26 protein-coding genes are annotated in these 25,992 nt (G+C 66.4%); 14 read left to right on the top strand and 12 right to left on the bottom strand.

The annotated features are described in order from the left end of the window. Positions 1-25 precede the first annotated feature (25 nt). The 10 genes from FXO19_RS02485 to FXO19_RS02530 all read left to right on the top strand — a co-directional run bounded on the left by FXO19_RS02485 (position 26) and on the right by FXO19_RS02530 (position 10,794). The gene (locus FXO19_RS02485; RefSeq protein WP_149193463.1) at positions 26-718 is read left to right on the top strand and encodes a PepSY domain-containing protein; all 693 of its coding nucleotides are present in this window, start codon (positions 26-28) and stop codon (positions 716-718) included. Then, positions 715-2,541 carry a 2Fe-2S iron-sulfur cluster-binding protein gene (locus FXO19_RS02490; RefSeq protein WP_149193464.1) on the top strand — a complete coding sequence of 609 codons (1,827 nt, stop codon included), beginning with the start codon at positions 715-717 and terminating at the stop codon, positions 2,539-2,541. Before FXO19_RS02485 ends, FXO19_RS02490 begins: the two co-directional genes overlap by 4 nt. Before the next feature lie 60 nt (positions 2,542-2,601). Further along, entirely contained in the window at positions 2,602-3,075 is a 474-nt protein-coding gene (locus FXO19_RS02495) for a CopL family metal-binding regulatory protein (RefSeq protein ID WP_149193465.1), read from the top strand. A gap of 126 nt (positions 3,076-3,201) precedes the next feature. Next, positions 3,202-5,085, top strand: a complete 1,884-nt coding sequence (locus FXO19_RS02500; protein ID WP_149193466.1) for a copper resistance system multicopper oxidase — start codon at positions 3,202-3,204, stop codon at positions 5,083-5,085. 5 nt (positions 5,086-5,090) lie between these two features. Next, on the top strand, positions 5,091-6,128 hold the full coding sequence (locus tag FXO19_RS02505; RefSeq protein WP_149193467.1) for a copper resistance protein B: 1,038 nt from the start codon (positions 5,091-5,093) through the stop codon (positions 6,126-6,128). Between the two features lie 15 nt (positions 6,129-6,143). Continuing rightward, the gene (locus FXO19_RS02510) at positions 6,144-6,872 is read left to right on the top strand and encodes a c-type cytochrome (RefSeq protein ID WP_149193468.1); all 729 of its coding nucleotides are present in this window, start codon (positions 6,144-6,146) and stop codon (positions 6,870-6,872) included. A 20-nt stretch (positions 6,873-6,892) separates the two neighbouring features. Beyond that, positions 6,893-7,441, top strand: a complete 549-nt coding sequence (locus FXO19_RS02515; protein WP_149193469.1) for a DUF411 domain-containing protein — start codon at positions 6,893-6,895, stop codon at positions 7,439-7,441. Between the two features lie 112 nt (positions 7,442-7,553). Further along, on the top strand, positions 7,554-7,952 hold the full coding sequence (locus tag FXO19_RS02520) for a heavy metal-responsive transcriptional regulator (protein ID WP_149193470.1): 399 nt from the start codon (positions 7,554-7,556) through the stop codon (positions 7,950-7,952). Further along, entirely contained in the window at positions 7,949-10,327 is a 2,379-nt protein-coding gene (locus tag FXO19_RS02525; RefSeq protein ID WP_149193471.1) for a heavy metal translocating P-type ATPase, read from the top strand. Before FXO19_RS02520 ends, FXO19_RS02525 begins: the two co-directional genes overlap by 4 nt. Positions 10,328-10,458: 131 nt before the next feature. Then, positions 10,459-10,794 carry a DUF3653 domain-containing protein gene (locus FXO19_RS02530; protein ID WP_149193472.1) on the top strand — a complete coding sequence of 112 codons (336 nt, stop codon included), beginning with the start codon at positions 10,459-10,461 and terminating at the stop codon, positions 10,792-10,794. A 36-nt stretch (positions 10,795-10,830) separates the two neighbouring features. Here the strand turns inward: FXO19_RS02530 and FXO19_RS02535 are convergent, their stop codons facing one another. The 10 genes from FXO19_RS02535 to FXO19_RS02570 form a co-directional block, all read right to left on the bottom strand. Continuing rightward, the gene (locus FXO19_RS02535) at positions 10,831-11,178 is read right to left on the bottom strand and encodes a hypothetical protein (RefSeq protein ID WP_149193473.1); all 348 of its coding nucleotides are present in this window, start codon (positions 11,176-11,178) and stop codon (positions 10,831-10,833) included. 30 nt (positions 11,179-11,208) lie between these two features. After that, positions 11,209-12,459: a zonular occludens toxin domain-containing protein gene (locus FXO19_RS02540; RefSeq protein ID WP_149193474.1), complete on the bottom strand. Its 1,251-nt coding sequence runs from the start codon at positions 12,457-12,459 to the stop codon at positions 11,209-11,211. Then, the gene (locus FXO19_RS02545; protein ID WP_149193475.1) at positions 12,456-12,737 is read right to left on the bottom strand and encodes a DUF2523 domain-containing protein; all 282 of its coding nucleotides are present in this window, start codon (positions 12,735-12,737) and stop codon (positions 12,456-12,458) included. Before FXO19_RS02545 ends, FXO19_RS02540 begins: the two co-directional genes overlap by 4 nt. Then, on the bottom strand, positions 12,737-14,242 hold the full coding sequence (locus tag FXO19_RS02550; protein WP_149193476.1) for a virulence factor TspB C-terminal domain-related protein: 1,506 nt from the start codon (positions 14,240-14,242) through the stop codon (positions 12,737-12,739). Before FXO19_RS02550 ends, FXO19_RS02545 begins: the two co-directional genes overlap by 1 nt. 117 nt (positions 14,243-14,359) lie before the next feature. After that, positions 14,360-14,497, bottom strand: coding sequence for a major capsid protein (locus FXO19_RS19070; protein WP_187775593.1), 138 nt, complete (start codon positions 14,495-14,497; stop codon positions 14,360-14,362). 250 nt (positions 14,498-14,747) lie between these two features. Then, on the bottom strand, positions 14,748-15,017 hold the full coding sequence (locus FXO19_RS02555) for a single-stranded DNA-binding protein (protein WP_149193477.1): 270 nt from the start codon (positions 15,015-15,017) through the stop codon (positions 14,748-14,750). Beyond that, entirely contained in the window at positions 15,005-16,012 is a 1,008-nt protein-coding gene (locus FXO19_RS02560; RefSeq protein WP_149193478.1) for a replication initiation factor domain-containing protein, read from the bottom strand. Before FXO19_RS02560 ends, FXO19_RS02555 begins: the two co-directional genes overlap by 13 nt. Continuing rightward, positions 16,002-16,181: a hypothetical protein gene (locus FXO19_RS02565; RefSeq protein ID WP_149193479.1), complete on the bottom strand. Its 180-nt coding sequence runs from the start codon at positions 16,179-16,181 to the stop codon at positions 16,002-16,004. The genes FXO19_RS02560 and FXO19_RS02565 overlap by 11 nt, the downstream gene beginning before the upstream one ends. Beyond that, positions 16,178-16,354 (bottom strand): hypothetical protein, encoded by a 177-nt coding sequence (locus tag FXO19_RS19075; protein WP_187775594.1) that lies wholly within the window; start codon positions 16,352-16,354, stop codon positions 16,178-16,180. The genes FXO19_RS02565 and FXO19_RS19075 overlap by 4 nt, the downstream gene beginning before the upstream one ends. Positions 16,355-16,362: 8 nt before the next feature. Further along, a complete protein-coding gene (locus FXO19_RS02570) occupies positions 16,363-16,617 on the bottom strand; it encodes a hypothetical protein (RefSeq protein ID WP_149193480.1) in 255 nt (84 codons plus the stop codon). A gap of 189 nt (positions 16,618-16,806) precedes the next feature. Between FXO19_RS02570 and FXO19_RS02575 the strand changes: the two genes are divergently transcribed. Next, positions 16,807-17,205: a hypothetical protein gene (locus FXO19_RS02575; RefSeq protein ID WP_149193481.1), complete on the top strand. Its 399-nt coding sequence runs from the start codon at positions 16,807-16,809 to the stop codon at positions 17,203-17,205. Between the two features lie 212 nt (positions 17,206-17,417). Here FXO19_RS02575 and FXO19_RS19785 read toward each other — a convergent pair whose 3' ends face one another. Both FXO19_RS19785 and FXO19_RS02585 read right to left on the bottom strand, forming a co-directional pair. Then, positions 17,418-17,834 (bottom strand): DUF4124 domain-containing protein, encoded by a 417-nt coding sequence (locus FXO19_RS19785; protein WP_149193482.1) that lies wholly within the window; start codon positions 17,832-17,834, stop codon positions 17,418-17,420. A 276-nt stretch (positions 17,835-18,110) separates the two neighbouring features. After that, a complete protein-coding gene (locus FXO19_RS02585; RefSeq protein ID WP_149193483.1) occupies positions 18,111-19,169 on the bottom strand; it encodes a LacI family DNA-binding transcriptional regulator in 1,059 nt (352 codons plus the stop codon). A 500-nt stretch (positions 19,170-19,669) separates the two neighbouring features. Here FXO19_RS02585 and FXO19_RS02590 point away from each other — a divergent pair, with 500 nt between their 5' ends. The 3 genes from FXO19_RS02590 (at position 19,670) to FXO19_RS02600 (ending at position 25,991) form a co-directional block, all read left to right on the top strand. Continuing rightward, a complete protein-coding gene (locus tag FXO19_RS02590; RefSeq protein WP_149193484.1) occupies positions 19,670-20,674 on the top strand; it encodes a glucokinase in 1,005 nt (334 codons plus the stop codon). 133 nt (positions 20,675-20,807) lie between these two features. Further along, positions 20,808-23,384 (top strand): TonB-dependent receptor, encoded by a 2,577-nt coding sequence (locus tag FXO19_RS02595; RefSeq protein WP_149193485.1) that lies wholly within the window; start codon positions 20,808-20,810, stop codon positions 23,382-23,384. A gap of 195 nt (positions 23,385-23,579) precedes the next feature. Next, the gene (locus FXO19_RS02600; protein WP_149193486.1) at positions 23,580-25,991 is read left to right on the top strand and encodes a beta-N-acetylhexosaminidase; all 2,412 of its coding nucleotides are present in this window, start codon (positions 23,580-23,582) and stop codon (positions 25,989-25,991) included. Position 25,992: the final 1 nt, after the last annotated feature.

The raw sequence follows: 25,992 nt of genomic DNA on the forward strand, positions 1-25,992 counted from the left end.
CGCAAGAACCGGACAGGATCCGACGATGAAACCTGCATTCTGGGCGCGACGCGCCCACAAGTGGATCGCCCTGGTCATCGGCGTCCAGGCGCTGCTGTGGATGCTCAGCGGCCTGTACATGACGATCATCTCGATCGACGTCATCCACGGCGACCACCTCGCGCATTCGGAGGCCGAGCCGCTCCCGTCGCACACTCCGCTGGCGGCGCCGGATGCGCTGGCGGAGCGCTACCCGGACCTGGAAGGCTTCCGCCTCAAGCGCCAGCTGGGGCGCGAGGTCTACGAGGTCCGTCACGGCGGGGGAATCGCGCTGGCGGATGCGCGCACCGGTGCACCGCTCGGACCGGTCGACGCCGCCGAGGCGCGGCGCCTGGCCGTCTCGCAGTACCGCGGCGATGCACGGTTGATCTCGCTGCGGCTGCTGGAGGAAGCGCCGCAGGAGGTCAGCACGCGGCCGGCGCCGATGTGGCAGGCGGTCTTCGATGATCGCGGCGCCACCACGCTGTACCTGTCGGCGCAGACCGGCGAGCTGCTCGCCAGGCGCCATCGGCTGTGGCGCTGGTTCGACTTCCTGTGGATGTTGCACATCATGGACTACCAGGAACGCGCCGACGTCAACAACACCTTGCTGCGCACCGCCGCCGCGATCGGCAGCGTCTTCGCGCTCAGCGGTATCTGGCTGCTGTTCTACAGCTTCCGGCGGAGAACGCAGGCATGACGCCGTGGTTCCGCAGGCTGCACAAATGGATCGGGCTGGTGATCGCGCTGCAGTTCCTGGTCTGGCTCGGCAGCGGACTGACGATGAGCCTGCTGGACCAGGACACCGTCGCCGGCCGCCATCACCAGGCGGCGTCGGCGCCGGCGCCGCAATGGCCGGCGGGCATGCGCGCTCCCGCGCAGGTGCTGGCCGACGCCGCACGCCCGGTGCAGAGCATCGACAGCCACTGGCTGGCCGGGCGGCCCGTCTACCGGCTCGCGCACAAGGCCGATGTCTGGCTGGTCGACGCGCAAAGCGGCCGACCGGTGACGGTGACCGCAAGGGACGTCGCCGCGATCGCGGTTGCGGACTACATCGGCCACGGCCGTCCATCGGACGCCGAACTGTTGCCGGAGCCGACCCTGGAGGCGCGCGGGCACGCCGGTCCGATCTGGCGCATCGACTTTTCCGACGACGAGCGCACCACGCTGTACGTCTCGGGCCTGGACGGCCGCATCCTCGAACGGCGCAACGACACCTGGCGGCTGTTCGACATCGTGTGGATGCTCCATATCATGGACTACACGGGGCGCCAGAACTTCAACAATCCGCTGGTGGTGATGGCCGCTTCCGGCGGGCTGTGGATGGCGCTGTCCGGCGTCTGGCTGCTGGTCGCCAGCCTGCGCATGGAGGAGTTCGTTCCGCCGCGCTGGCGCCCGCGCCGGGAGCTGACCGTCTTCGATGCGGAAGGCAACCGGTTGCGGTCGGTCGAATCGCATTCGGGCGACACCGTCTACCTGGCGCTCGGAAGGCAGGGCCTGCAGCTGCCGTCGAACTGCGGCGGCGGGCAGAGCTGCGGCCTGTGCGAAGTCCGCATGCGCGGTCATGCGCCGCCACCGACCAGCGCCGATCGCGCACATCTGACCGCAAGCCGGCTCAAGCTGGGATACCGGCTGGCCTGCAACCTGCCCGTACGCGCCGACAGTGCGATCGAGGTGGCCGGCGGCGCGGCGCTGTGGACCGAGCGCGTCGCCGAGGTGACGCGGGTGACGGCCGTCACTCCGTTCCTGCGAGAGATCGTCCTGGCCCCAGCCACGCCGCTCGGGCCGGAGTTCCAGCCGGGCGCCTACGTGCAGGTCCACGTTCCGCCGTACCGGCTGCGGCCGCACGACATCGTCCATCCCGAACACCGCGACGACTGGTCCGGGCTCGACCTGCCGCCGGCGCTGGCCTGCAAGACGCCGGTCCGGCGTTCGTATTCGCTGGCGCTGCCGGTCGCGGCGGACGGACGAATCACGCTGCTGGTGCGCTTCAGCCCCGGACGGACGGGCAGGAAGCGCCAGCCGGCGGGGAAGGGCTCCACGTACCTGTATGGGCTCAAGCCGGGCGACGCCGTCCGCTTCAGCGGTCCGTTCGGCGATTTCGCGCTCAAGCCGGGCGCGAACGAGAAGATCTTCATCGGCGGGGGCGCGGGCATGGCGCCATTGCGGGCCATGATCCATGCGTTGCTGGACGGCGGCGCCGGCGAGCGCATCCACTACTGGTACGGCGCCCGCAGTCGGCGCGAGGCGCCCTACGTCGACGAGATGGCAGCACTGGCCCGGCGGTACGCCAATTTCAACTGGCATCTGGTGCTGTCCGACGAAACGCCGGAAGAGGGCGGCGCGCTCGGCGGCCTGGTTCACGAGGCCGCCCACGAGCACCTGCTGCGGACGCATCCCGGACTGCAGCGATGCGAGTTCTACCTGTGCGGACCGCCGGCGATGCTGGCGGCCACCCGCCGCATGCTCGAACACCTGGGCATCGACGAGGCGCGCATCGCCTTCGACGACTTCAAGATCTGACGGAAACGGAATTCATCTGGCATGTACCTGTCCCCATGTTCCGCCGGTTAACATGACGCCATGTCCGCCTGGTCCATCCTGCTGCGCATGTTGCTCTGCCTCGGCCTGATCCTGAACGGGTCGGGTTACGCGCTGGCATCCGCGTCGATGCCGATGGAGCATTCGCTCGCTTCCGCTTCCGCCGCCGACGTCGTCACGCCGGCCGCCCGGACTGCGGCGAAGGATGTGCCTTGTCATCAGCAAAAGCACGGCACCAGCGAGTCCGCCGCCGCCGCGGCCCGCTCCCCGTCGAGTGCGAGCCTGCCGGGCTCCCAATCGCCGAACGACGAGCCGCCTACCGAGACCCCGGACCTCGCCTGCGATTGTTGCGAGTCCGGCCTGTGCCGCGGCACCTGCATGCACCAGGGTCAGGCCGCCGTTCCCGCCGCGTCGCAGTACGACGCGGTGCCCGCGCACGACTGCGACGCTCGGCCTGCGAGGCCCGGCCATGCCGCTCCGGCACTTTCGCATCTGATCCGACCTCCGATCGCCTGATCGTCCGGCGCCGATGGCGCCGTTCGCCCGCGTTCCGGCCGCCGCGATGCGCGGACCGGTGCGCATGGCGCGCTGTCCGGCGTCTCACGAAGGCGCCGTTCCTCGACGTTTTCACGGAGCTATCCAATGCCATTCGATCCCACCCGTCCGGGGCAGGGCGCGCCGATCAGGCCGTCCCGCCGCCGCTTCGTCCAGGGGCTCGCCGCGGGCGGCGCGATTGCCGGTCTCGGCCTGTGGCCAAGGCCCGGCTGGGCGCTGAAGTCGCCCGGCCACGACACCGTGCTCGCCGGCACCGAGTTCGACCTCGTCATCGGCGAGACGCCGATGAACATCACCGGCCGCGTACGGCCCGCAATCACCGTCAACGGCTCGCTTCCGGCGCCGGTGCTGCGCTGGCGCGAAGGCACCACCGTGCAGCTGCGTGTGGCCAATGCGCTGCCGCACGGCTCGATCCACGGCCATTCGACCTCGATCCACTGGCACGGCATCCTGCTGCCGGCCGACATGGACGGCGTACCGGGCCTCAGCTTCGACGGCATCCAGCGCGGCGAGGCCTACCGCTACCGGTTCGACGTGCGCCAGAGCGGCACCTACTGGTACCACAGCCATTCCGCGTTCCAGGAGCAGGCCGGCCTGTACGGCGCGCTGATCATCGACCCGGCCGAGCCCGAACCGTTCGCCTACGACCGCGACTACGTGGTCCTGCTCAACGACTGGACCGACCTGGATCCGGCCACCCTGTTCGCGCGGCTGAAGAAGATGTCCGAGCACGACAACTACTACCAGCGCACCGTCGGCGACTTCTTCCGCGACGTGCGCCAGGACGGGCTCGCCGCGACCGCCGCCGACCGCCGCATGTGGGGCGCAATGCGGATGACGCCCACTGACCTCTCGGACGTCAACGCCCACACCTACACCTACCTGATGAACGGCACCACGTCGTTGGGCAACTGGACAGCATTGTTCCGTTCCGGCGAGAAGGTGCGGCTGCGCTTCATCAACGGCTCGGCGATGACCTATTTCGACGTGCGCATTCCCGGGCTGAAGATGACCGTGGTCGCCGCAGACGGGCAGAACGTGCATCCGGTGACGGTCGACGAGTTCCGCATCGCCGTGGCCGAGACCTTCGACGTGATCGTCGAACCCTCGGGCCAGGATGCCTACACGATCTTCGCCCAGGACATGGGACGCACCGGCCACGTCAGCGGCACCCTGGCGGTGCGCGAAGGCCTGCGCGCTCCCGTGCCGGCTGTCGACCCGCGTCCGATCCTCACCATGGACGACATGGGGCATGGCGGCATGGACCACAGCGGGCACGATATGGCGACGCCTGCCGCGGGCAATGACGCACAGAATGACTACGCCGACCATGACATGTCGTCGATGCAGGGGATGGACCACAGCGGACACGACATGGCTTCGATGCAGGGCATGGATCACGGCGACCACGGCACGCCGGCCGCCCGGGAACACGCGATGGGCGAAATGCAGCGACACCCCGCCAGCGAGACCGGCAATCCGCTGGTCGACATGCAGACCATGTCGCCGGCGCCGAAACTCGACGATCCCGGCATCGGCCTGCGCGGCAACGGCCGCAAGGTCCTGACCTACGGCGCGCTCCGGAGCCTGTTCGAGGACCCGGACGGCCGCGATCCCGGCCGCACGGTCGAACTGCACCTGACCGGCCACATGGAGAAGTTCGCCTGGTCGTTCGACGGCATCAAGTTCTCGGACGCCGAGCCGCTGCGCCTGAACTACGGCGAGCGCATGCGCATCGTCCTGGTCAACGACACGATGATGACCCATCCCATCCACCTGCACGGCATGTGGAGCGACCTGGAGGACGAGCAGGGCGACTTCCTGGTGCGCAAGCACACCATCGACATGCCGCCGGGCAGCCGACGCAGCTACCGTGTCCGCGCCGACGCGCTGGGGCGTTGGGCCTACCACTGTCATCTGCTCTACCACATGGAAGCCGGCATGTTCCGCGAAGTGCGGGTGGAGGAGTGAACACCATGCGCATGAAGACCTATCGCCCGACGACGCTGGTGCTGGCGGTCGCGCTCGGCATCGTGCTGTCGAGCGGTGCCGTGGCCGCGCAGGAGACGACGCACGAACATTCCGCGATGAAGCAGGATCGGCCGAAGGCCGGACACGATCATTCGGCGATGGAGGCGGACCGTTCGAAGACCGGACACGATCATTCGGAAATGAAGCACGATCGCCCGCAAACGGAACACGACCATTCGAAGATGCAACACGGGCAGTCCGACGCGGAGCACGACCATTCCGCCATGCAGGACGAGCACGCGGCGATGGGCCATGCCATACCCGCGACCGAACCCAGAGAACCGGTTCCGGCACTCACCGACGCCGATCGCCGTGCGGCGTTTCCCGACGTCGCCGGCCACAGCGTGCACGACAACGCCGTCCATTCGTATTTCCTGCTCGATCGCCTGGAAGCCTGGGACGCGGACCCCGGCACGGGCATGGCATGGGAAGGGCAGGGCTGGATCGGCCGCGACCTCGACCGGCTGTGGCTGCGCAGCGAGGGCGAGCGCCACCGCGACGCGACCGAGTCGGCGAGCCTGGAAGCGCTCTACGGCCACAGCGTGTCGCCGTGGTGGGACGTGGTCGCGGGCGTCCGCCACGATTTCGCGCCAGGCGCGTCGCAGAGTTTCGTGGCGGTCGGCGTGCAGGGACTGGCGCCGCAGTGGTTCGAAGTCGAGGCGACCGCCTACCTGGGGGAGGGCGGCCAGACCGCCGCGCGACTGGAGGTGGAGTACGAGCTGCTGCTGACCAATCGCCTGATCCTGCAGCCGCGGCTGGAGGCCGCGTTCTTCGGCAAGGACGATCCCGCGCGCGGCATCGGCTCGGGACTCGGCACGGCCGAGGCGGGGCTGCGCCTGCGCTACGAGTTCACCCGCCGGTTCGCGCCCTACGTCGGCATCGTGCACGAGCGTGCGTTCGGCGATACCGCCGACCTGCGCCGCGCCGAATCGGAAGACGTCGACGACACCCGCGTGGTCGCGGGCGTGCGCATCTGGTTCTGATCGGGAGGACGCGCCATGACGCACACATTCAAATCGTTCCTGCTTGCCCTGGCCGTGCTGCTCGTCGTCGCCGGATCGGCGGCCGCGGGCCTCGTCTGGTCCGGTATCTACGACATCGCCGCGGACGATCCACACACCCGCCCGATCGGTGCGCTGCTGGCGACAATGCGCGACCGTTCCATCGAGCGGCGGACGCGCACGTTGCAGGTGCCGGACCTGGACGATCCGGCGCGCATCCTGCAGGGCGCCGGCAACTACGATGCAATGTGCGCGGTCTGCCATCTGGCGCCGGGTATCGCGGAAACCGAGCTGAGCGCCGGGCTGTATCCGGCGCCGCCCAGGCTGGACGATCTCAGGATCGATCCGCGCCGCGCCTTCTGGGTGATCAAGCACGGCATCAAGGCCACCGGCATGCCGGCCTGGGGCCGGAGCATGGAAGACGAATACATCTGGAACATGGCCGCGTTCCTCCAGCAGCTGCCGGACCTGGATCCCAATGGTTACAGCGACCTGGTGGAGCGCAGCGAAGGCCACTCGCACGGCGGCGGCGAATCCGGAGGCCACGGCGAGCCCGGCAACCACGGTGAATCCGAAGGCCACGACCATGGCGACGCTGCGGCAGGAGGGGAGGGCGCCCATGCCGGCCACGGCACCACGCCGGAAGCGGACGCTCACATTCACACCGACCCCGCGACACGCGAATCGCCGCCGGCCGGGCATGAAGACCACGACCATCAGCATTGAACCGAGCAATGGAGGAACGCATGTCGCACAACCGCATCGCACTGATCACCATCCTGCTGGCCTCGATGTCCGCAATCACCGCCTGTGTGCAGGCGACCGATGCCGGCAGCGCACACACCGATACTGCCGCAGCCGCAGCCGCGGTCGTGGTCGCGGCGAACGGCCTGCCGCCGGTCGTGGTCCACAAGAGCCCCAGCTGCGGCTGCTGCACGCACTGGGTCGATCATCTGCGGCAGTCCGGCTTCGAGGTGACGGTCCGCGACGTCGACAACCTGGACCCGGTGAAGACCCGGGTCGGCATCCCGCCCGGCAAGGGCTCGTGCCACACGGCCGAGGTCGCGGGCTATTTCGTCGAAGGCCATGTCCCGGCCACCGATATCAAGCGCCTGCTGGCCGAGCGTCCCGACGCCCGCGGCCTGGCGTTGCCCGGCATGCCGCTCGGCTCGCCGGGGATGGAAGTGCCCGACGGCACGGTGCAGCCCTATGCGGTCGAGCTGGTGGCGCGCGACGGCACGACCGGCGTGTTCTCCCGGCATGGCGGGGAGGATGCGGAAGCGACGTCGCCGTGAACCGTCGCCCGGCACGGGATTCGCACGATTCGGGGCTTGACTCTGGACCAGGGTCCAGGCTGCAGACTCCTCCGCGACGCCACATCCGGCCGGAAATCGCACGAAGAACGAGATGAAGATCGGTGAACTCGCCCGCCGCGCGGAAGTCGGCATCGACACCCTGCGCTATTACGAACGCGAAGGCCTGCTGTCGCCGCCCAGACGGCTCGCATCGGGCTATCGCAGCTACGGCGAGGACGACGTGGCCCGGCTGCACTTCATCCGCCGCGCCAAGACGCTCGGCTTCACCCTGGCCGAGATCCGCGAGCTGCTGGCGCTGTCGGGCCGGCGCGAGGACGACATGGCGGGCATGAAAGCCGCGGCCGCCGACAAGCTGGTCGACGTCGAGACCAGGCTCGCCGAACTCGACCGCATCCGCGACGGCCTGAAGGCATTGCTGGCGTCCTGTCCGGGTCACGGCGCCCTGGCGCAGTGCCCGATTCTGCACGCGCTCGACGAGGACACGCCATGAATCCGACCTCCAGCTCTTCGCATTCCACGCACGGCCACGCACACGAAGCACCACAAGGCGCGGAAACGGCCATCGATCCGGTCTGCGGTATGCAGGTCGATCCGCACTCGACGGCGCACCATGCAAGCCACGCCGGCACGGCGTTCCATTTCTGCTCCGCGCGCTGCCGCGAGCGCTTCGTGGCGGATCCCGAGAAATTCCTAGCGCCGCAACCCGAGCCGCCCGCGGCGCCGCCGGGCGCGATCTACACCTGCCCGATGCATCCCGAGATCCGCCAGCAAGGGCCGGGCACCTGTCCGATCTGCGGCATGGCGCTGGAACCGGAAATGCCGAGCCTGGAAGAGGACGACAACCCGGAACTGCGCGATTTCAGCCGACGCTTCTGGTGGACGCTGCCGCTGACCCTGGTGGTGCTGGTGCTGGCGATGTTCGGCCAGCGCATCGACGGGCTTCCGGTCGAGGCGCGCACCTGGCTGGAACTGGTGCTGAGCACGCCGGTGGTGCTGTGGGCCGGCCTGCCGTTCTTCCAGCGCTGCCTGCAGTCGATCCGCAACCGCAGCCCCAACATGTGGACGCTGATCGGGATCGGCGTCGGGGCCGCGTTCGGCTACAGCGTGGTCGCGACCGTTGCCCCAGGTCTGTTTCCGGCCTCGTTCCATGAGCACGGCCGGGTCGGCGTGTACTTCGAGGCGGCGGCGGTGATCGTCTCGCTGACGCTGCTCGGCCAAGTGTTGGAATTGCGCGCGCGCTCCAGAACCTCGGCGGCGATCAAGGCGCTGCTGGGCCTGGCGCCGAAGACCGCGCGCCGGATTTCCGATGACGGTACCGAAGAGGACATTCCGCTCGAGCACGTGCATCCTGGCGACCGCCTGCGCGTGCGGCCGGGCGAGAAGGTGCCGGTGGACGGCATGGTCGATGACGGCCGTTCCCATGTCGACGAGTCGATGCTGACCGGCGAGCCGATGCCGGTGGAGAAGCAACCGGGGGAAAAGGTCATCGGCGCAACCATGAACGGCACCGGCAGCCTGGTGATCCGCGCGGAGAAGGTGGGCGCGGACACCGTGCTGTCGCAGATCGTGCAGCTGGTGGCGCAGGCGCAGCGGACGCGCGCACCGATGCAGCGCATGGCCGACAAGGTGGCGCGCTGGTTCGTGCTGACGGTGCTGGTCGTGGCGGTGCTGTCGCTGTTCGGCTGGGGCTTGCTCGGCCCCGAACCGTCGTGGACCTACGCCGTGCTCAATGCCGTCTCGGTGCTGATCATCGCCTGTCCGTGCGCGCTCGGCCTCGCTACGCCGATGTCGATCATGGTCGCCAGCGGCCGCGCGGCGCAGGCCGGTGTGCTGTTCCGCGATGCCGAGGCGATCGAGCGGCTGCGCCGGATCGACACCCTGGTCGTCGACAAGACCGGCACCTTGACCGAGGGGCGTCCCGCCTTCCGCGACGTGGCGGTGGCGGAAGGCTTCGAGCCCGACCGGGTACTACAGTTCGCCGCCAGCCTGGAGCAGGGCAGCGAACATCCGCTGGCGAAAGCCATCCTCGCCGAGGCACGCGAGCGTGGCATCAAGCTTGAGCGTACCGAGGACTTCGACTCGATCACCGGCCGCGGCGTGCGCGGACGGGCCGCCGGGCACGACCTGGCGCTGGGCAACGCCGCCCTGATGGACGAGATCGGCGGCAACGCCCAGGCGCTCGCCGGCGCTGCCGAGCGCTGGCGCGGGCAGGGCGCGACGGTAGTGTTCCTGGCCGTCGACGGCCGGGTCGCCGGCGCGATCGCGGTCGCCGATCCGGTCAAGGCGACCACGCCGCATGCGCTCGACGAATTGCGCGCCGCGGGAATTCGCATCGTCATGGCGTCCGGCGACGCGCAAGGCACGGCCGCGGCGGTGGCGGGCATGCTCGGCATCGATGAGGTCCACGGCGAGGTGCGTCCGCAGGACAAGGCCGAGCTCGTGCAGCGCCTCAAACGCGAGGGCCGCAGCGTGGCGATGGCCGGCGACGGCATCAACGATGCGCCGGCGTTGGCGGCGGCGGACGTCGGCATCGCCATGGGCACCGGCACCGACGTCGCCATGTCCAGCGCGCAGGTGACCCTGGTCAAGGGCGACCTGGGCGGCATTCTCCGTGCCCGTGCCATCTCCGAGGCGACCGTCGGCAACATGAAGCAGAACCTGGGCTTCGCCTTCCTCTACAACGCCCTCGGCGTACCGATCGCCGCGGGCGCGCTATATCCGACGTTCGGCCTGTTGCTCAGCCCGATGATCGCCGCGCTGGCGATGAGCCTGAGCTCGGTCTCGGTGGTGGGCAATGCGCTGCGGCTGGCGGGGACGGGCGGCGTGCGCGCCGCAACGGGACCGCGCGGTGCCAAGGCCTCGTAACCGGCAAACAGCGCGACATTGCTCCGCATCGGACCCAACTGTAATTTTACATAATCTACATTATGCGAAGTTTGCCGTATTGGTCACGGCTGCGGCTGTAGTGCTGGCCTGCCATCTGTCCAGGAGGAACGATGATGGCACGCCCGCCATGCTGGCCTGAGGGCCAACCCTGCCCGAACTGGTGCGCCGAGGAACGCTACGCGCGCACCGTTCACAACCACGTCCATCTCACCGGGCCGTGGAAAGGCTGGCGGCTGGCCGGCCGCGACCTCATCTCACCGACTGGCGAACATTTCAGCCCACAGCGCCTTGAAGGGCTCGCATGGCGTGTCGCCATCGAGCAGCGCCGCGACGCCACCCGCGCCCGCAACGCGCAGAGAAAAGCGGTTCGGCAGGACGTGGTGACGGTGCTTCGTGTCCGAAACTCGGACTGGCACGCCGAACGCTTCGGAACCCGGGCGGGATAAGGCGTCAGCGGCCCGCAGGCGGGCCCGGGGCTACGGTCAGGGTGAGTACGCCTGACAGCGCTTCCGCGTGTCCTGATCCCAGCCATTGGCTACACGACGCGCCTGAGCGCCGTTAATGCACGCAATCTCCGCACCGGAGGCCTTGGCACTGATCGGGCCGGGATACCTGGGCAACTCGACCGACACCGATCGCTGACGAGAGGCAGATGCCGGCGGCGATGAAGATGGCTGCGGCATCGATTGAACCTGCCGCGTGAACTCAGCGACCGCCCCACGAGCCATGTACGCGCCGACCGCGAGCCGCAACAGATCATGCGCGATCAGTGCCAGCAGCACCGCCAGCACCATCGACCAAAACGGAAATTCACCACGATCATCGCGCATTGGACACCCCCTGCTCGGGAGTGTAGCCGCCTATTTGAGCGCTGGACGCGTCATCGTGCCGAAACTAGGGTCCAAATCGGGCCGTGGAGCCGTTCCGACCATGCCCCCGCCCACGACAGGCGCCGAAACCAGCCGGGGCGCCTCGACGTGCTGCGGCACCTGCTGGTACATCTGCTGCGACTGTGCCTGCGCCCGGTACGGGTTGTAGGGCATGCCGCGGCGTGCGACGCGGCGACACTCTCCCTGGCCGATGTCATATTGCGTGCCCTGTTCTGTCAGACAGGTGCAGCCAGCTTCACGCCATTCGCCGTTCGCATCTACCCCGCCCTCGCCCGACATGCACAACAGCAACGGATCTACCGTCACTTGTCGCTGATCGAACACCGGAGCCGTCCAAGGCATCGTCGCAAATCGCGGCAAATGATCCTCAGCGTAGTCAGTGCTCGACAACCACCGAACCTCACCATCATCAGACGTACGGGGCGGCCCGGCCGCGCCTAAAGGCGCTTGCCCTAGGGCCGCCGACCCCTCCAACGTATCTTCGCTACTGACAGACGCAGCAGCATCCGGCTTGAACACGAACAACCACAGTCCCCAACCCACCAACAGCGCAACCAGCAGCATGGACAGTGCCCCCCATATCTTGCGGGGCACCTTGAACTTGTAAGTAGCGGTGTGCAACGTGGCACTCTTGTAGCGACCATACAAGTCTTTGGGATAGACCCAAATTTCTTCCTCCGCCTTCTCCCGCTGGCGTTCGTCGTAGGGATCAACCTGCGTCCGCGTCCAAGTCAACACGCCAGCACGCTGCAAGCCCATCGCACGATTCATGTGGATATGCTTACCCACCAACGTGCGCAGCTGGTGATGCAACTTAGTCGGCCATTGCGTCATCAACACCAAGTCGTAACCACCATGGCGATGCGTAGACATGGCGCGAATGCGCATGTCGTCCGACTCGCCGGGGCGACCAGTGGACGGAAAGAGATGACCGTAGCGTTCCAAGCCGGGCGTCTTGCCATCCGCATGCGCCTCATCGAGCAGCACATAGGCGCCGTGCGGAAGCTGCGTCCAATCGTTGTGATCGGGCATCGCCTCGACCCACGGAAACGCGTCCTGGTTCTCCGCAGTAGTGGACCCGGCGACGTTCGAAAAGAATCGGCGCGACTCCTCTTTACCCTGCTTCACCGCTTCGGCATTGCGCTCGTACTCTTCGAGCATCAACGCCATTGCACGAAGGGTCTTACCATTGCCCGGCTGACCCGTAATCAGAATGATCATGCCGAGCGCCTCACTAGCATCACCCGTGCCGCCTGAATCCCCAAACGGGTAAGGATGGCCGAACCGATGATCGTCACCACTTCACCCAGGCCAGCAATCAGCATCACCTGCAATAGCGAGCCACCAATGTTGTTGAAGCGCGTAGCAGCTTCCGTAAGCATGGAGAGTATCAACGGCTTCGACACCGCATACGTCGTCAGCGCCAAGCCTGCGCCGAACAACATGGTGGCAATCGATCCGCCAAGCAGATTTGTTAGCAGTGCACCCAACCAAGGCATCAGGCTTGACTCCTCAAACCAGCAACAATGAACCCACCAAGCAACGTCGCGGAGGCAATCAGGACGTAGCGCAGATAGCCCGCGAAATCGCAGATTGGCTGGAACGAAAACTCAATCGGCGCGCTATGACCGGCCACCGTGATCGTCGTGGACACCGGAGCGGGACACGTGCCATTCGAAGCAATGCCCGAAGCCCAAGACTCCCCTTCTGGGTCGCCCTCCTGCCAAGGACTCTCACCCGGACCACAACCCTCTTCGCTGGCAAGGCAATTACCATCACCGCCAAGAAAGTCAGCAATACCGTCTAGCCGATCCTCAACGCCCGACATATCCGCCCCGCCACCACCAGGGCCGTCACCATCGCCTAGCATCTTCTCCAACGCACAGCGAGCGTTCCACGCCTGTAGCAGCTGCGAATACTCCATAGAATCACAGTGCTCACCCGTGCAGATCGGCACGCCACCTGCGCCGCAGTGCCCGCCGCTGATATGGCGCTTCTTGCGCGTGTTGCACTCGATGCGCCATTGAATCTTCGCCTGACCGCACATGATCGCGTCGCCGCTACACGTGGGCGGCGTCTCGCAACTTTCCCCGCCGGAGAACTCGGGTTTGTCGCCGGGGCCGTCCGGTTCGCCGTCGCCATCTTCGTCCTCGTCCTCGTCAGGCTCGCCGTCGCCGTCGCTATCTTTCTTGCAGGTACCGTCTTTGCCTTTCGCCATTCCTGAGGGGCACCCCTCACCCGTGCAACTACCATCCGGCGCCTTCACCTGACCAGCCGGACATTGCCCGTCGGGTTGGCATTCCCCGTTGACGTCGTGCTGCCCTACCGGACACTCGCCCTGCTCACCACACGTGCCATCAGGCAGCTTCTTTTGCCCGCCAGGACACTCCTGCGGCGGCTCCTGATGCTCCGGCGGCTTCCACTGGCCATCGGTGCACGTCGCACCCGTCGGCGTCTGCAAGTAGTTGCACCAATGACCGACGTTAGGCCCCTCAGTCACGGTAGTACACAAATCCGCGCCGATGTTGAACTTGCAACCACTGATGCACGTTGACCCGGGAACCTGCACCAGCGATGTGTTGACGTTGATTTCACTGGTCGGACGATTCGCGCAGATGTTCCCCGCCGGATACTGACGCGCCACGTCGACAACGCCACCACCTGCACCCGTGCACGGACCATCGAGACCCGAACGGCGCACATTCAGGGTCACGCGGAAGTAAGCGCCATAGAGCGAATGGCTATGCGACGTGATGACCGGCGGGCAAATGGTGTCGACGCTCCCCGAAATGTGTGCCTGTGCACGCTGCTGCGCAGCTGCAAACGCTTCTCCCTCATCCGGGCACCACGGCGCCTGATTGATCGCGCTATAGCAGCTTGAATAATCGGGCACCTGCTGTGCATGTGCGTTACCAATGCCGAGAAACGACAGAGCGGCGTACACCGCGATCCCAGTCAAAATCCAGACGATGCGGCGAATGATCGTGCGCGTGAACCAACGCATTTCAGTCATCCCCGAACAAGATGCCGAAGGCCATCAAGCCGACAAAGAGAACAAACCAACCAGCCATTGCCCGCACTCCGAAAAAATGCGGGGGCCGAAGCCCCCGCGAGGTTCGGCTTAGCCGAAGATGGTCGCCTTCATCCACTTCCAGCCCACCGCAGCGGCGGCGGGAAGCAGCTTGGCGGCGCCGATCAAGCCCACGCCCACCGTGATCGCGGCGAGTGCGGCAACAGCATCTGCAACGTCGAACGTCATAGCCCTTCTCCTTTCATGTGAGCCACCCTTTCAACCGGGGCGGTGGCGGTTAACCGCGAGGACCGGTCTGCCGTTCCAGACGCTTCCAGCCCCAGCACACGACGAATAGCAGCAACGCCGCACTCAACAGCTGGTAAGCATCCGCAACGGACAACTCCGGAAAATTGGCCCGCTCGACGAACGCTGCTTGCGTACACGTCGCGGTCGCCGTGTCGTACGTCAGGCATTCGTAGACTCGGCGGGCCATGGCTTACTTACCGGCCGGCGCGGGCTTCGCACCGATCGGCACGAGGTCCACGAAACGATTGAGCATCAGGTCGCCGTACTGGGTCAGGCCAAACGACTTCGGGTCAATGTCGTATTCGCCGGGCTGATATGCCGGGCGGTTGCCGATGCCAACGCGGAACGGCAACGCGAAGCCGTTGCCCAGGTCAAGACCTGCGGTCTGGCTGCGGATGATCTTGCCGCCAGTGATCTGGCGTTCTTCGACGGCGGAGGATTTCACGGTCACGATGGGCATAGCTCTTCTCTCATCAGTTGTGCGAGGCGGTCACCTTTGGCTACTCCACGGAATCTGCCCGGGTGACCTTCGCGGGCGATGTGGACCTCTGCGAAGTCGGCCCAACTGGCGCCGAACGCTTCGCGTAGAAGATTGATTGCGGGACCAACTTGGCGATGCATCCACTCGACCATGGCAGTGCCGGTCGCTTCGACAGCCTTGCGCGTGGTGCGGATGCGGGTACAAAAACCGGTGATGATTTCCTGCAGGACGCTGTAGGCGCCGCGGAGATAGTCGAGAGGCCGGGTCAACACATCGAGCGGCAACGCGGTGTGCTTGCCGTACATGCGCACCTCGGCACGCACCCATGGCGATGTTTTCAGGCCAAGTTGCTTGCCCTTTTCGTAGACGCACAGTTCCTTGTGACCCTTCGCACCAACGTAGAGCGTGCAACCTGTCCCGTGCCCCTCATCGGAGAGAAACCGATGCATTGGCGGGCGGCCGCCGCTGGCAAAATCGCCTTGCGCTGCGCGCTCGCGGAGCGCATGAACGTCGAGGCATTCGCCGTCGTAATCGTCGTAAGCCACATCGACACGGGAAAGCTTGCCGCGCCACCGCTCGACAGCTTTCGCAACGTTGTCCCAGCGCGTGACCCAGCGACAGCCGGCGCCGGACAACGAAACGCAGATCGTGCTGCCGTTGCCGCCTAGGCCAACACGGCCGACCATCTCGCCCTCGCGATCGAGCAACACAGCACTCTGGCTGTAGAACTGCCAGGGCTTATTGCGGATCGATCCCACGACGATGGCGCCGTTCGTGCCGAACAGCTGACCAATCAGGTTCGGCAGCCAAGTCACGCCGTGGTCTTCGATAGAGCTTTCGGGCAAAACGACGGTGCAGTAGTCGATGAGCGCCCCTGCACCCCCCTTTTGGCCCGTGTTACTCCTCGGGCCAATCGCCCCCTCCGGGGACTTTTCACCGGTCGGAACCGGGGAAAAGGTGCCGTCAGCAGCCATGTCGACGCTCCGTATCGAGTTCGGCATTGATCCGCGCGAGGTCTTCGCGGAAACAGTTCTCACGCGACAGCGCTTCCATTTCGACGCGATCGCGGAGCCAGAACAGTCGACACACGCCCCACCCGGCCATCACGCCGCAAATCCACGAGAGGGTCAGCATCCAGCTCATGCCTGCCGCTCCCGCTCACAGGCGAGCCAGATGCCGCGCCACTCAGCGGCCTCTGCGGATACGGTGTCGAACAGTTCCAGCTGTGCGCCGGTCAGGTACCGGGCCGCGCGTGCGCTGGCTTCCTCGTACCGGTCAAAGGCCGCATCGGCGGCGGCGGCGATGACGTGCTCCATAGGAGCGCTCATGACGAGCGGCCCGGCGTCAGATCGCTAAGGGCCTGCTCCCTCTCCCACTCCGTGACAAACACGGGGTCGACCGTGCGAAGGATTTTCAGAACGCTTTGCACGCGCGCTTCACTAGCGCGCTGCGTCTGCTCCAACCAAGCAACCATCGCGGCATTCCCGGGTGTGCCGTGGTGCCTCTCAAAAAACAGGTCATTGCAGACGCGGTCATGCCGCTGGACAGCGGCGGCCAACTCAAGCCGGTAATCGATCATGTCCCCTACCCCTCCCGTAGTGCCGGGGACTGCGGCGGCGGGGGAACCGCCGGGGCCTGTCCCCGGCGGGTCGGCCCGCTTAGGCCATAGACCTAAGCTGCCGACAGCTTAGGCAAGTTGCCTTGGCTGTCAAGAGGGACTAAGGTAATTCGCGTAATTTCCCGACGAACGGTCACCACGGAGCACGCCATGGGATACGCATCACAGCTGATCGACGAAGTGAAAAGCGCGTGCGATTTCAAAACCTACCGCGCACTCGCCAACGCCCTTGGCGTTCACGAGGTCACACTTAGCCAGTGGCGCAAAGGCATCGGCTCCCCAATGCCCGAAGAACGAGCCCTGCAACTCTGCGAGATGGCCCACATCGCTGACCCTGGACCATGGCTGATCGGAATTCAGATGGACGCCGTGAAGACCACCGCGGTACGCAAGGCGCTGGAATCAGTGTTGGACCGAGTCAGCCCGAGCGTGGCGAAGGTCGCGACGCTCGGGGTCGTTATGCTCGCCGTGTATACCCTTCCGGGCTTCGCGGAAAACGCTGATATGGCGGCGTTTTCACTAATCCCCTCTCTACATTATGCGAAGTAATAGATCACGGGTGAGGGCCCGGGCCAGGATCCTCACCGCCCGCTTGTTGCTACTTGCTACGGTCGATTGCCCGTCTGCTGCCATTCCGGCGAACACTACGATCGCGTCGTGCACAACCGTTGCGCGCTGCACGGCTTATGGAAAGGCTGGCGCCCGGCCGGTCGCGGCCTGGTCTCGTGCATCAGCGGCCCGCAGCGCGGGCCAGTTTCCGGCTACGGCTTGCAGGCCTGATAGACCATATCGTCCATGCTGCGCCGCTGCACGAAGGTGCGTTTAGGATTGTCGGCCAACCAGCGATCGCGACGAGCCTTCGCAGCTTGGCAGCTCTGGCGGTTGACGCTGGACGCCGAAGGCGGCCGATGAGAGGCGCCCCCGGAAGCACCGTGCAACTGCTGCCGGCGTTGGTCGGCAGCGAGCCGAGCGGCACCGAGATCACGATCGATACGGCGCTGCCGGGAAGGCGGTACGTGTGGCTGAGAGGCGTCCCACGATTTGGCGACCTGCTGACCAGCCGGGCACGGATCGGACTGGTACGAGGTCTCACCTGAAGCGCTTACGCACTTGTGAATGGACTGCGCCGCAACGGGCGCCGCGGCCATCAACAGCGCGACGATAACGATTCCCTTCATACCCCACCCCCCGATGCAGTGAGGCGACTATAGGGCTAGATCGCCAACCGGATCATCCTTCCCTTGGGCTGGATCAGATTCGGTCGAGGTGCCATTTCCAACACCACCGATGACGTCCGACGCTGCAGGTGTCGGACAGCGCACGCTGTTCCTGCCGGAGCTACAGGGCAGCGATCCGGCTCCATCCGCGTAGCGGGTGCCCTGCCCCTTCATGCGGGCGCGGCCCTCGCGGCCATCTGCGACGACTCGCAGGCCTGCGCGATCGCGCGCCCTGCTCTACTTCGGCTTTGCCGGCGTCGAGCGCGGACGCAGCGGCGCGGTCGATCCGCGCACCACCAACTGCGGCAAAAAGCCCTGGTTGCGCGGCGGCGTCGGGTTGTCGGCGTAGACGTGCCGGCGCAAGCCGGCGATCAGCAGGCGCGCGGCCTGTCGGGCGATGGCCTCGGTGGCCTGCTTGGCGGTGGTCAGCTGCGGCCACGACTGGCGCGAGAACGGGCTGTCCTCGAAGCCGGCGATGGAAAGTTCGTACGGCACATCAATGCCCGCGGATTTGGCCGCGGCCAGCACACCGGCGGCGATCTCGTCGTTGCTGCCGAAGATCGCGGTCGGCGGCTCGTGCAGCGCAAGCAGGCGCCGCGCCCCACGGAAGCCGTCGTCGAAGGTGTAGTCGCCGGGCACCGCCAGGTGCTTGTCGACGGTGATGCCGTAGTCCTTCAGCGCCTTTTCATAGCCAGCGTGGCGCTCGCCGCTGGAACGGTGCTGTGGGCCGCCCCACAGGAAACCGATGCGCCGGTGGCCGAGCTGGATCAGGTGCTCGGTGATCTCGTAGGCCGCTTTGCGGTCATCGACGTAGACGCACAGGCCGTCGTCCGGGTCCTCGGTCGCGGCGATGATCCGCACCAGCGCGATGCCACGCTCGGCCAGCGCGTCGACCAGATCCTTGCGCTCGGACATCGGCGCGGTCAGCACCAATCCGGCCAGGCGCGAGCGCTGCACGAACTCGGCCAGCTCGTCGGCCAGCAGCGGCGAAGTCGAGTCCGTCGGTTGGATCTGCAGGGCGAAGCCGGTCTCGCGGCAAGCGGCGAGCACGCCCTTCTGCATCGCGATGATGTGATACGGGTTGGGATTGTCGTAGACCAGGCCGATCACGGACGACAAGCCATTGCGCAGGTTGCGCGCGGACGGATCCGGCTCGTAGTCGAGCTCGGCGATCGCCTGCGCTACGCGCGCTCGCGTGGCCTGCGCCACCGATGATTCGTTGTTGATCACCCGGGATACGGTCTTCAGCGAGACCTTGGCGCGTTCGGCGACGTCCTTGATGGTGGATCTGCGCATGGCGTCGATCTGGCTCCCGGCTTGGTTCAGGCGTGTATGGCGGCGCGATGGCCGCGCACAGCGAAGTACAGGATGTACAGGTAGCGAGACTCCCTTAGCGATCACCAGCCTCGTTCATGTACGCCTCGAGCGCCGCATCAACGTAGGCGTGACTTACGTTGTCATCGGTTCCGGTTTCACCGGTTCCGCTTTTCGTCCGCCACCTTCCATTGCCGCCGACCGGCCCCGATGGGCATTCTCTAGGACGTCTACCCTACTCCTAGGTAATTCCGGCTGTTCGGCTCATTGGAACGTTCTAAACGGCAAAATACCAACAAATTCCGTACCAATCCAGAACCCTGAGTAGATGAACAGGCAGGTCGCCAGTTATCCGACCCTGCCATGACACAAATCGATGACGGGCCATTGACATCGTTGTTTGGATCGATCCAAACTCGGGCCATGTCGGGCGCCCCATCGGGCGCCATGGCGGATCCGGGGATGGGAGAAGCGTGCTCGCAATGGTCGATCCAGCCACAACGGGTTCACTACTGAACGGCACGCCGTTCCTCGCCGCAGATGTCGGCGGCACCCATGCGCGCCTGGCGCTGGTGCGCGCCGGAGCTTCCGGGCAGCCGATCGAAGTGCTGGCGTTCCGCAAGTACGACTGCACTGAACACGCGTCGCTCGTCGATTTGATCGCCGGGTTCCTCGCCGCACACGGTGGCGGCGAGGTGGACCGCGGCGTAGTCGCCAGCGCCGGCTACGAGCTGGACGACGGTACGGTCATCACCACCAACCTGCCGTGGCCGCTGTCGATCCGGGAGACCCGTGAGCGCCTGGGCTTCGCCGACCTGCGCCTGGTCAACGACTTCAAGGCCGTGGCCTACGCCGCGGCCACCCTCCCCGCTTCCGAGACCACCCGCATCACCGGACCGGACGAAGCCTTGGTGCGCGGCCCGGTGCTGGTGCTGGGCCCGGGGACCGGCCTTGGTGCGGCGGTGTGGATTCCCCGCAGCGGCGAACGTCCCTTCGTGCTGGCCACCGAGGCCGGCCAGGCTGCGCTGGCGGCCGGCAACGAACTCGAACTGGCGCTGCTGGCGCAACTGCTGAAACAGCATGCGCACGTGACGATCGGACACGTGTTGTCCGGTCCCGGCATCCTCAACCTGTACAACGCGCTCGCGGTACTGCGCAACACGAAACCCGCGTTGTCCACACCGAGCCGCATCACCGCAGCCGCGCAGGCCGGTGACGACGCGCTCGCACGCGAAACCCTCGACACCTTCTGCGGCTTCCTCGGCAGCGTGGTCGGCGACATGGCGCTGACCTACGGCGTGCAGGGCGGCATCCGCCTGGCCGGCGGCATCCCGTCGCAGATCCGCGATTTCCTTCTGAACAGCGACTTCGTCGCGCGCTACCTCAACAAGGGGCCGATGCGCGCGGCGCTGGAGCGTATTCCCGTGCGCCTGATCGAGCACGGACAGCTGGGCGTGATCGGCGCAGCGCATTGGTATCTGGACTAGGGAATACAGGCAATCGCAACACCACAGACACGGAGGGGGCGCATTCGGCGCCCGGTGTGGAAATCAAGGAGCAACAGCAGCTCATCAACTACACAACTATCTCAGCATTCAATTGATTGATCGGGAGAGTGGCATGAAATACCGCAAGTCAGCACTGTCGGCAGCCATCGTCGCCTGCTTGTCGTTCAACGCCCATGCGCAGGAAGCCAGCCAGGCGCCCAGTCCCACGGAGCAAGCCACGCAGCTGGACACGGTCACCGTCACCGGCTACCGCGGCTCCCTGGAAAAAAGCCAGGCGGTCAAGCGGTCGGCCAATGCCATCGTCGACGCGATCAGCGCCGAAGACATCGGCAAATTCCCCGACACCAACGCCGCCGAATCGCTGGCGCACCTGCCCGGCATTACCGTCGACCGCCAGTTCGGCGAAGGCGAGAAGGTCAGCATCAACGGCACCGACCCGGCGCTGAACCGGGTGCTGATCAACGGCCAGACCATCGCCTCCGGCGATTGGGGCGGCAACCCCACCGACACCAGCGGCCGCACCTTCAACTACACCCTGCTGTCGCCGGAGATCATCGGCCTGATGGAGGTGTACAAGACCCCCGAAGCGCGCATCGACGAAGGCTCGATCGGCGGCACCGTGATCGTGCACACCCGCAAGCCGCTGGACCTGCCCAAGAACACCATTCGCGGTTCTGTCGGCTACAACTACAACGACCGCTCGAAAGACGGCAATCCACGCGCCTCGGCGCTGTGGAGCTGGAAGAACGACGCCGAGGATTTCGGCTTCCTGGTCTCGGCCACCCACGACAAGCAGAGCATTTCCCGCGCCGGCATCGAGTACTGGGGCTACGCCACCGGATTGCCCGCCACCGCCACGATCACCGGCGAAGGCGATCCCGCAGAGGCCCTGCTGCCGGTCGGCATCAGCAGTTCCTATTTCCAGCAGGACCGCGAGCGCGACGGCCTGCAGGCAGCGCTGCAGTGGAAGCCCAATGAGCGCAACGAGTTCAACCTGACCGGCATCTACGTCAAAGGTAAATACGACAACTTCAGCCAGGCGCGCTACGTCTGCCCGGCCTGCAGCCTGGGCCAGATCACCAGCGCCACCATCGAGGACGGCTACGTGGTCGCCGCCGACGTCGACGGCGACGCCTATGCGCAGCACGATTTCAACCTGCGCGAGAGCCAGGTCGAGACCAGGAGCTTGCACCTGCGCCACGACTGGTACGGCGACAACTGGACGTTCACCACCCAGGCGGGCACGACCAGCGCCAAGGGCGGTAAGGATCCGGAGTACCTGATGAAGACGCTGCTGCTGAGCGGCGGATTCGACTTCGAATACGACGCCAAGCACACCATCGTGAACTACGACAACAACGATGCGTCCAACTGGGGCCTGGCCCCCGGCCAGCAGTACGGCGGGCAGTACTATGAGACCAGCCGCGACAAGGAACGCTACTTCCAGTTCGATGCCACGCAGGACGTGGAATGGGGTCCCATCCACCAGGTCCAACTGGGCTACAAGTACACCAATCACGACAACGGCGTGTCTTCGCGGGGGAACGCGGTGGACGTGGTCTCGGCGTTGAACCTGACCGAGATCCTGGGCGGGCTGTCGCCCAGCGGTCTCTACGACGGCCTGGGTGCGGGCGGCGACCTGGCGTCGTGGCCGGTGGCCGACTTGGGCAAGGCCATCGCCTACTTCAATACACTGGAGCCGCGCGGCCCCTACAACTTCAACTACGGCCCCTCCTTCGACGTCAAGGAAATCACCACCGCGCTTTACGCGCAGGCGAACTTCGAGTCGGGCAAGTGGCGCGGCAACCTCGGCGTGCGCTATGTCGACACGTCGGACAAGTCGCTGTACTGGGTCAACAACAACTCAGGCAGCTATGATCGGGCGCTGGCCAACCGCAGCTACTACAAGCCGCTGCCGAGCTTCAACGTGGCCTACGACCTGAGCGAAGACATGGTGACGCGCTTCTCCGCGGCCAAGGTGATGGCCCGCCCGCGCTACGGCCAACTGGCCGGAACGCTGGATCTCAACGATCAGGAATTTACCGGCGGCGGCGGCAATGTCGACCTGAAACCCTACGAGGCCACCAACTACGGCCTGACGTTCGAGTGGTACTTCGCTCCGAGCAGCATGTTCGCCGCTGAACTGTTCCGGCGCGACATCAGCAACTACGTCGTGACCGACACCACTGAGCAGCAGTTGACCAATCCGATTTCCGGGGTGTCCGGCGTCTATTCCATCAGCCGCCCGATCAACGTCGCCGATGCCACGGCTACCGGCCTTGCGCTGAACTATCAGCAGGCGTTCGACAGCGGTTTCGGCATCAATGCCAACTACACCTATACCGATACCGATACCAGCACCGAACTGTTTCTGCCGTACGTCTCCGAACACGCCTACACGATAACCCCGTACTTCGAAAGGGGCCCGTTCAACGTGCGCGTGAACTACGGCTATCGCTCGGAGTACTTCAACCAGGTCGGGCGCCAGAACTCCTCTGTATACGCCGACACATACAAGCAGCTCGACCTGATCGCCGGCTACCAGATCAACGAACTGTTCGGCGTCACCCTCAGTGCCACCAACCTGCTCGACGATACCTACTACTGGTACGACACCGAGAAGCGCACCCCGCTCGGCGTGTACAAGAGCGGACGCAACTATCAGGTGGCCTTCACCTTCAAGTTCTGATGTGGTACGGGTGGGCCATCGTTCCCTCCACGATGGCCTGCTCTCAGCGGGGCCGCTACAAACGGCCCTGCAGCTTTTCTACGAGGAGTGCGGTTCCCCATGACGCCCGATAGCCCCAGCCGCGCAGCAGTTCCGTTCCTCCGCCACGCCGGGGCCGGACGCCGAATGCTGGCACGCGATGAGAAAGGCGACCGAATGATCACGACACCCGCCCGTTCGGCACGCGCCGGCACGCGGGCACGCGCATTCGCCCTGCTGCTGGCCGCCGGCATGGTGCTGCCCGGCTGCGCCGAGCGCACAACCCCCTCGGCCGCCGAGCGCGTCGACGTGCTGCCGTTGATTCCCGCGCCGGTACAGGCCGAGCGCGGCGACGGCCGCTTCCGGATCACCGCCGAGACCGTCGTTTCGGTTGCGCAGAACGATGCGCCGGCGCGCGACGCCGCCGACCATCTGGTCCGGCTGCTGCGCGATACCCCTGGCTTGTCGCTGGCCGTGCGCGAGGAATCCGCACCGTCGCCAGGAAGCATCCGCTTGCAGTTGGACCCCCAGTCACCCGTGGCCCAGGCCGAGGGCTATGCGCTGGACGCGGATGCGCAGGGGCTGCGGATCCGCGCACGCGATGCCGCGGGCCTGTTCTACGGCGCGATCAGCGCATGGCAACTGGCGAGCGCCGACACTGGCCGCGGCGCGGCCGAGATACCGGCGGTGACGATCCGCGACTGGCCGCGCTTCGGCTGGCGAGGCCAGCTGCTGGACGTGGCCCGCCACTTCCACGACGTCGACACGGTCAAGCACGTGATCGACGCGATGGCCCGGCACAAGCTCAACGTGCTGCACCTGCACCTGACCGACGACCAGGGCTGGCGCATCGAGATCAAGCGCTACCCGAAGCTCACCGAGATCGGCGCCTGGCGCACGCCGCCGGGCGCGGGCCGCCACGGCACGCCGCAGCGCTACGGCGGCTATTACACGCAGGAACAGATCCGCGAACTGGTCGCCTACGCTGCCGCGCGGCACATCACCATCCTGCCCGAGATCGACATGCCCGGCCACGCGCAGGCGGCCGTGGCGGCCTATCCGGAAGAAGTCGGCGTGACCGGCGAACGCCCGCCGGTGGCGGTGGACTGGGGCGTCAATCCCTACCTGTTCGACACCGACGAACGCAGCCTGGCGTTCATCCGGGGCGTGCTCGACGAGGTGCTGGAACTGTTCCCCTCCCCTTTCATCCACATCGGCGGCGACGAAGCGGTCAAGGACCAGTGGGAAGCGTCGCCGGCGGTCCGCGCGCAGATGCGACGGCTCGGCGTGAAGGACGCGCATGCGATGCAGGGCTGGTTCAACGAACAGTTGGCGAAGTATCTGACCGGCGAGGGCCGGCGCCTGATCGGCTGGGACGAGATCCTGGAGGGCGGCCTGCCGGACAGCGCCTCGGTGATGTCCTGGCGCGGCGTCGACGGCGCCGTGGCCGCCGCCAGGCTCGGCCACGACGTGGTGCTGGCCCCGGCCGGCTGGATGTATCTGGACAATCTGCAGACCGAGCGCAGCGATGAGCCCAATGGCCGCCTGGCGGTGCTGCCGCTGTCGCGGGTCTACGAGCTGGATCCGGTGCCGGCGGAGCTGACCGCCGACCAGGCCCGGCACGTGCTGGGTGCGCAGGGCGCGTTGTGGAGCGAATACATTCCCTCGCGCCGCCACATCGACCACGCCATGTTCCCGCGCCTGGCCGCGGTGGCCGAAGTGGCCTGGTCGCCGATGGCTGCACGCGACTGGGACGGCTTCCTCGCACGCCTGCCGGTACAGCTGCAGCGCTATCGTGCGCTGGGGATCGGCTACAGCGACGGCGCCTTCGCCGCCGACATCGCGATCGACGGCGGCCCCAACACCGTATTGAGCGGCGGCCCGGCCAGGATCGCACTCGGCAACCAGACCGGCGTCGGCCAGATCCGCTACACCATCGACGGCAGCGAGCCGACGCTGGAATCCTCGCGCTACGGCGCGCCGTTCGCGGTGACGCTGCCGGTCACGGTCAAGGCCGCGGTGTTCACCGAGGATGGACTGCCGCTGGCGGCTGCGCGCAGCCGCCACTTCGACCGCGAGGCGCTGCTTACCGTCGAGACCCAGGGCCTGCGCAACTGCCACGACGGCGGCCCGCTGGGCCTGCGCGTGCCGCTGCTGCCGGACATGCCGGGCATCGACACGCCGGTCTACAACGTCGACCTGTTCTACGCTTGCTGGACCTACCCACAGGCGCGGCTGGACGGCATCGCGGGAATCCGCATCGACGCCGCGCGACTGGCGCGCAACTACGGACTGGCGCACGACCAGTCCAAGGTGCATCAGTATCCTTCGAGCACGCCACGGGGCGAGCGGGCTCATGGCGAGCTTGAAGTGCTGCGCGGTTGCGAGGGCGAGCTCCTGGCCAAGGTGGCGCTGCCGGACGGCACCAACCTGGGCGAACAGTTCACCCTGGAAGCCTCGCTGCCGCCGCAAGAAGGCGTGCACGACCTGTGCCTGCGCTTCACCGCCCCTATCGAAGGTCCGCTGTACGCGATCGGCAAGGTCCGCCTGATCGAGGCCACCGCGCAGTCGCCACCGGCCCGGCGCTGAT

The organism is Luteimonas suaedae (genome assembly GCF_008312895.1).
Taxonomy (GTDB): domain Bacteria; phylum Pseudomonadota; class Gammaproteobacteria; order Xanthomonadales; family Xanthomonadaceae; genus Luteimonas; species Luteimonas suaedae.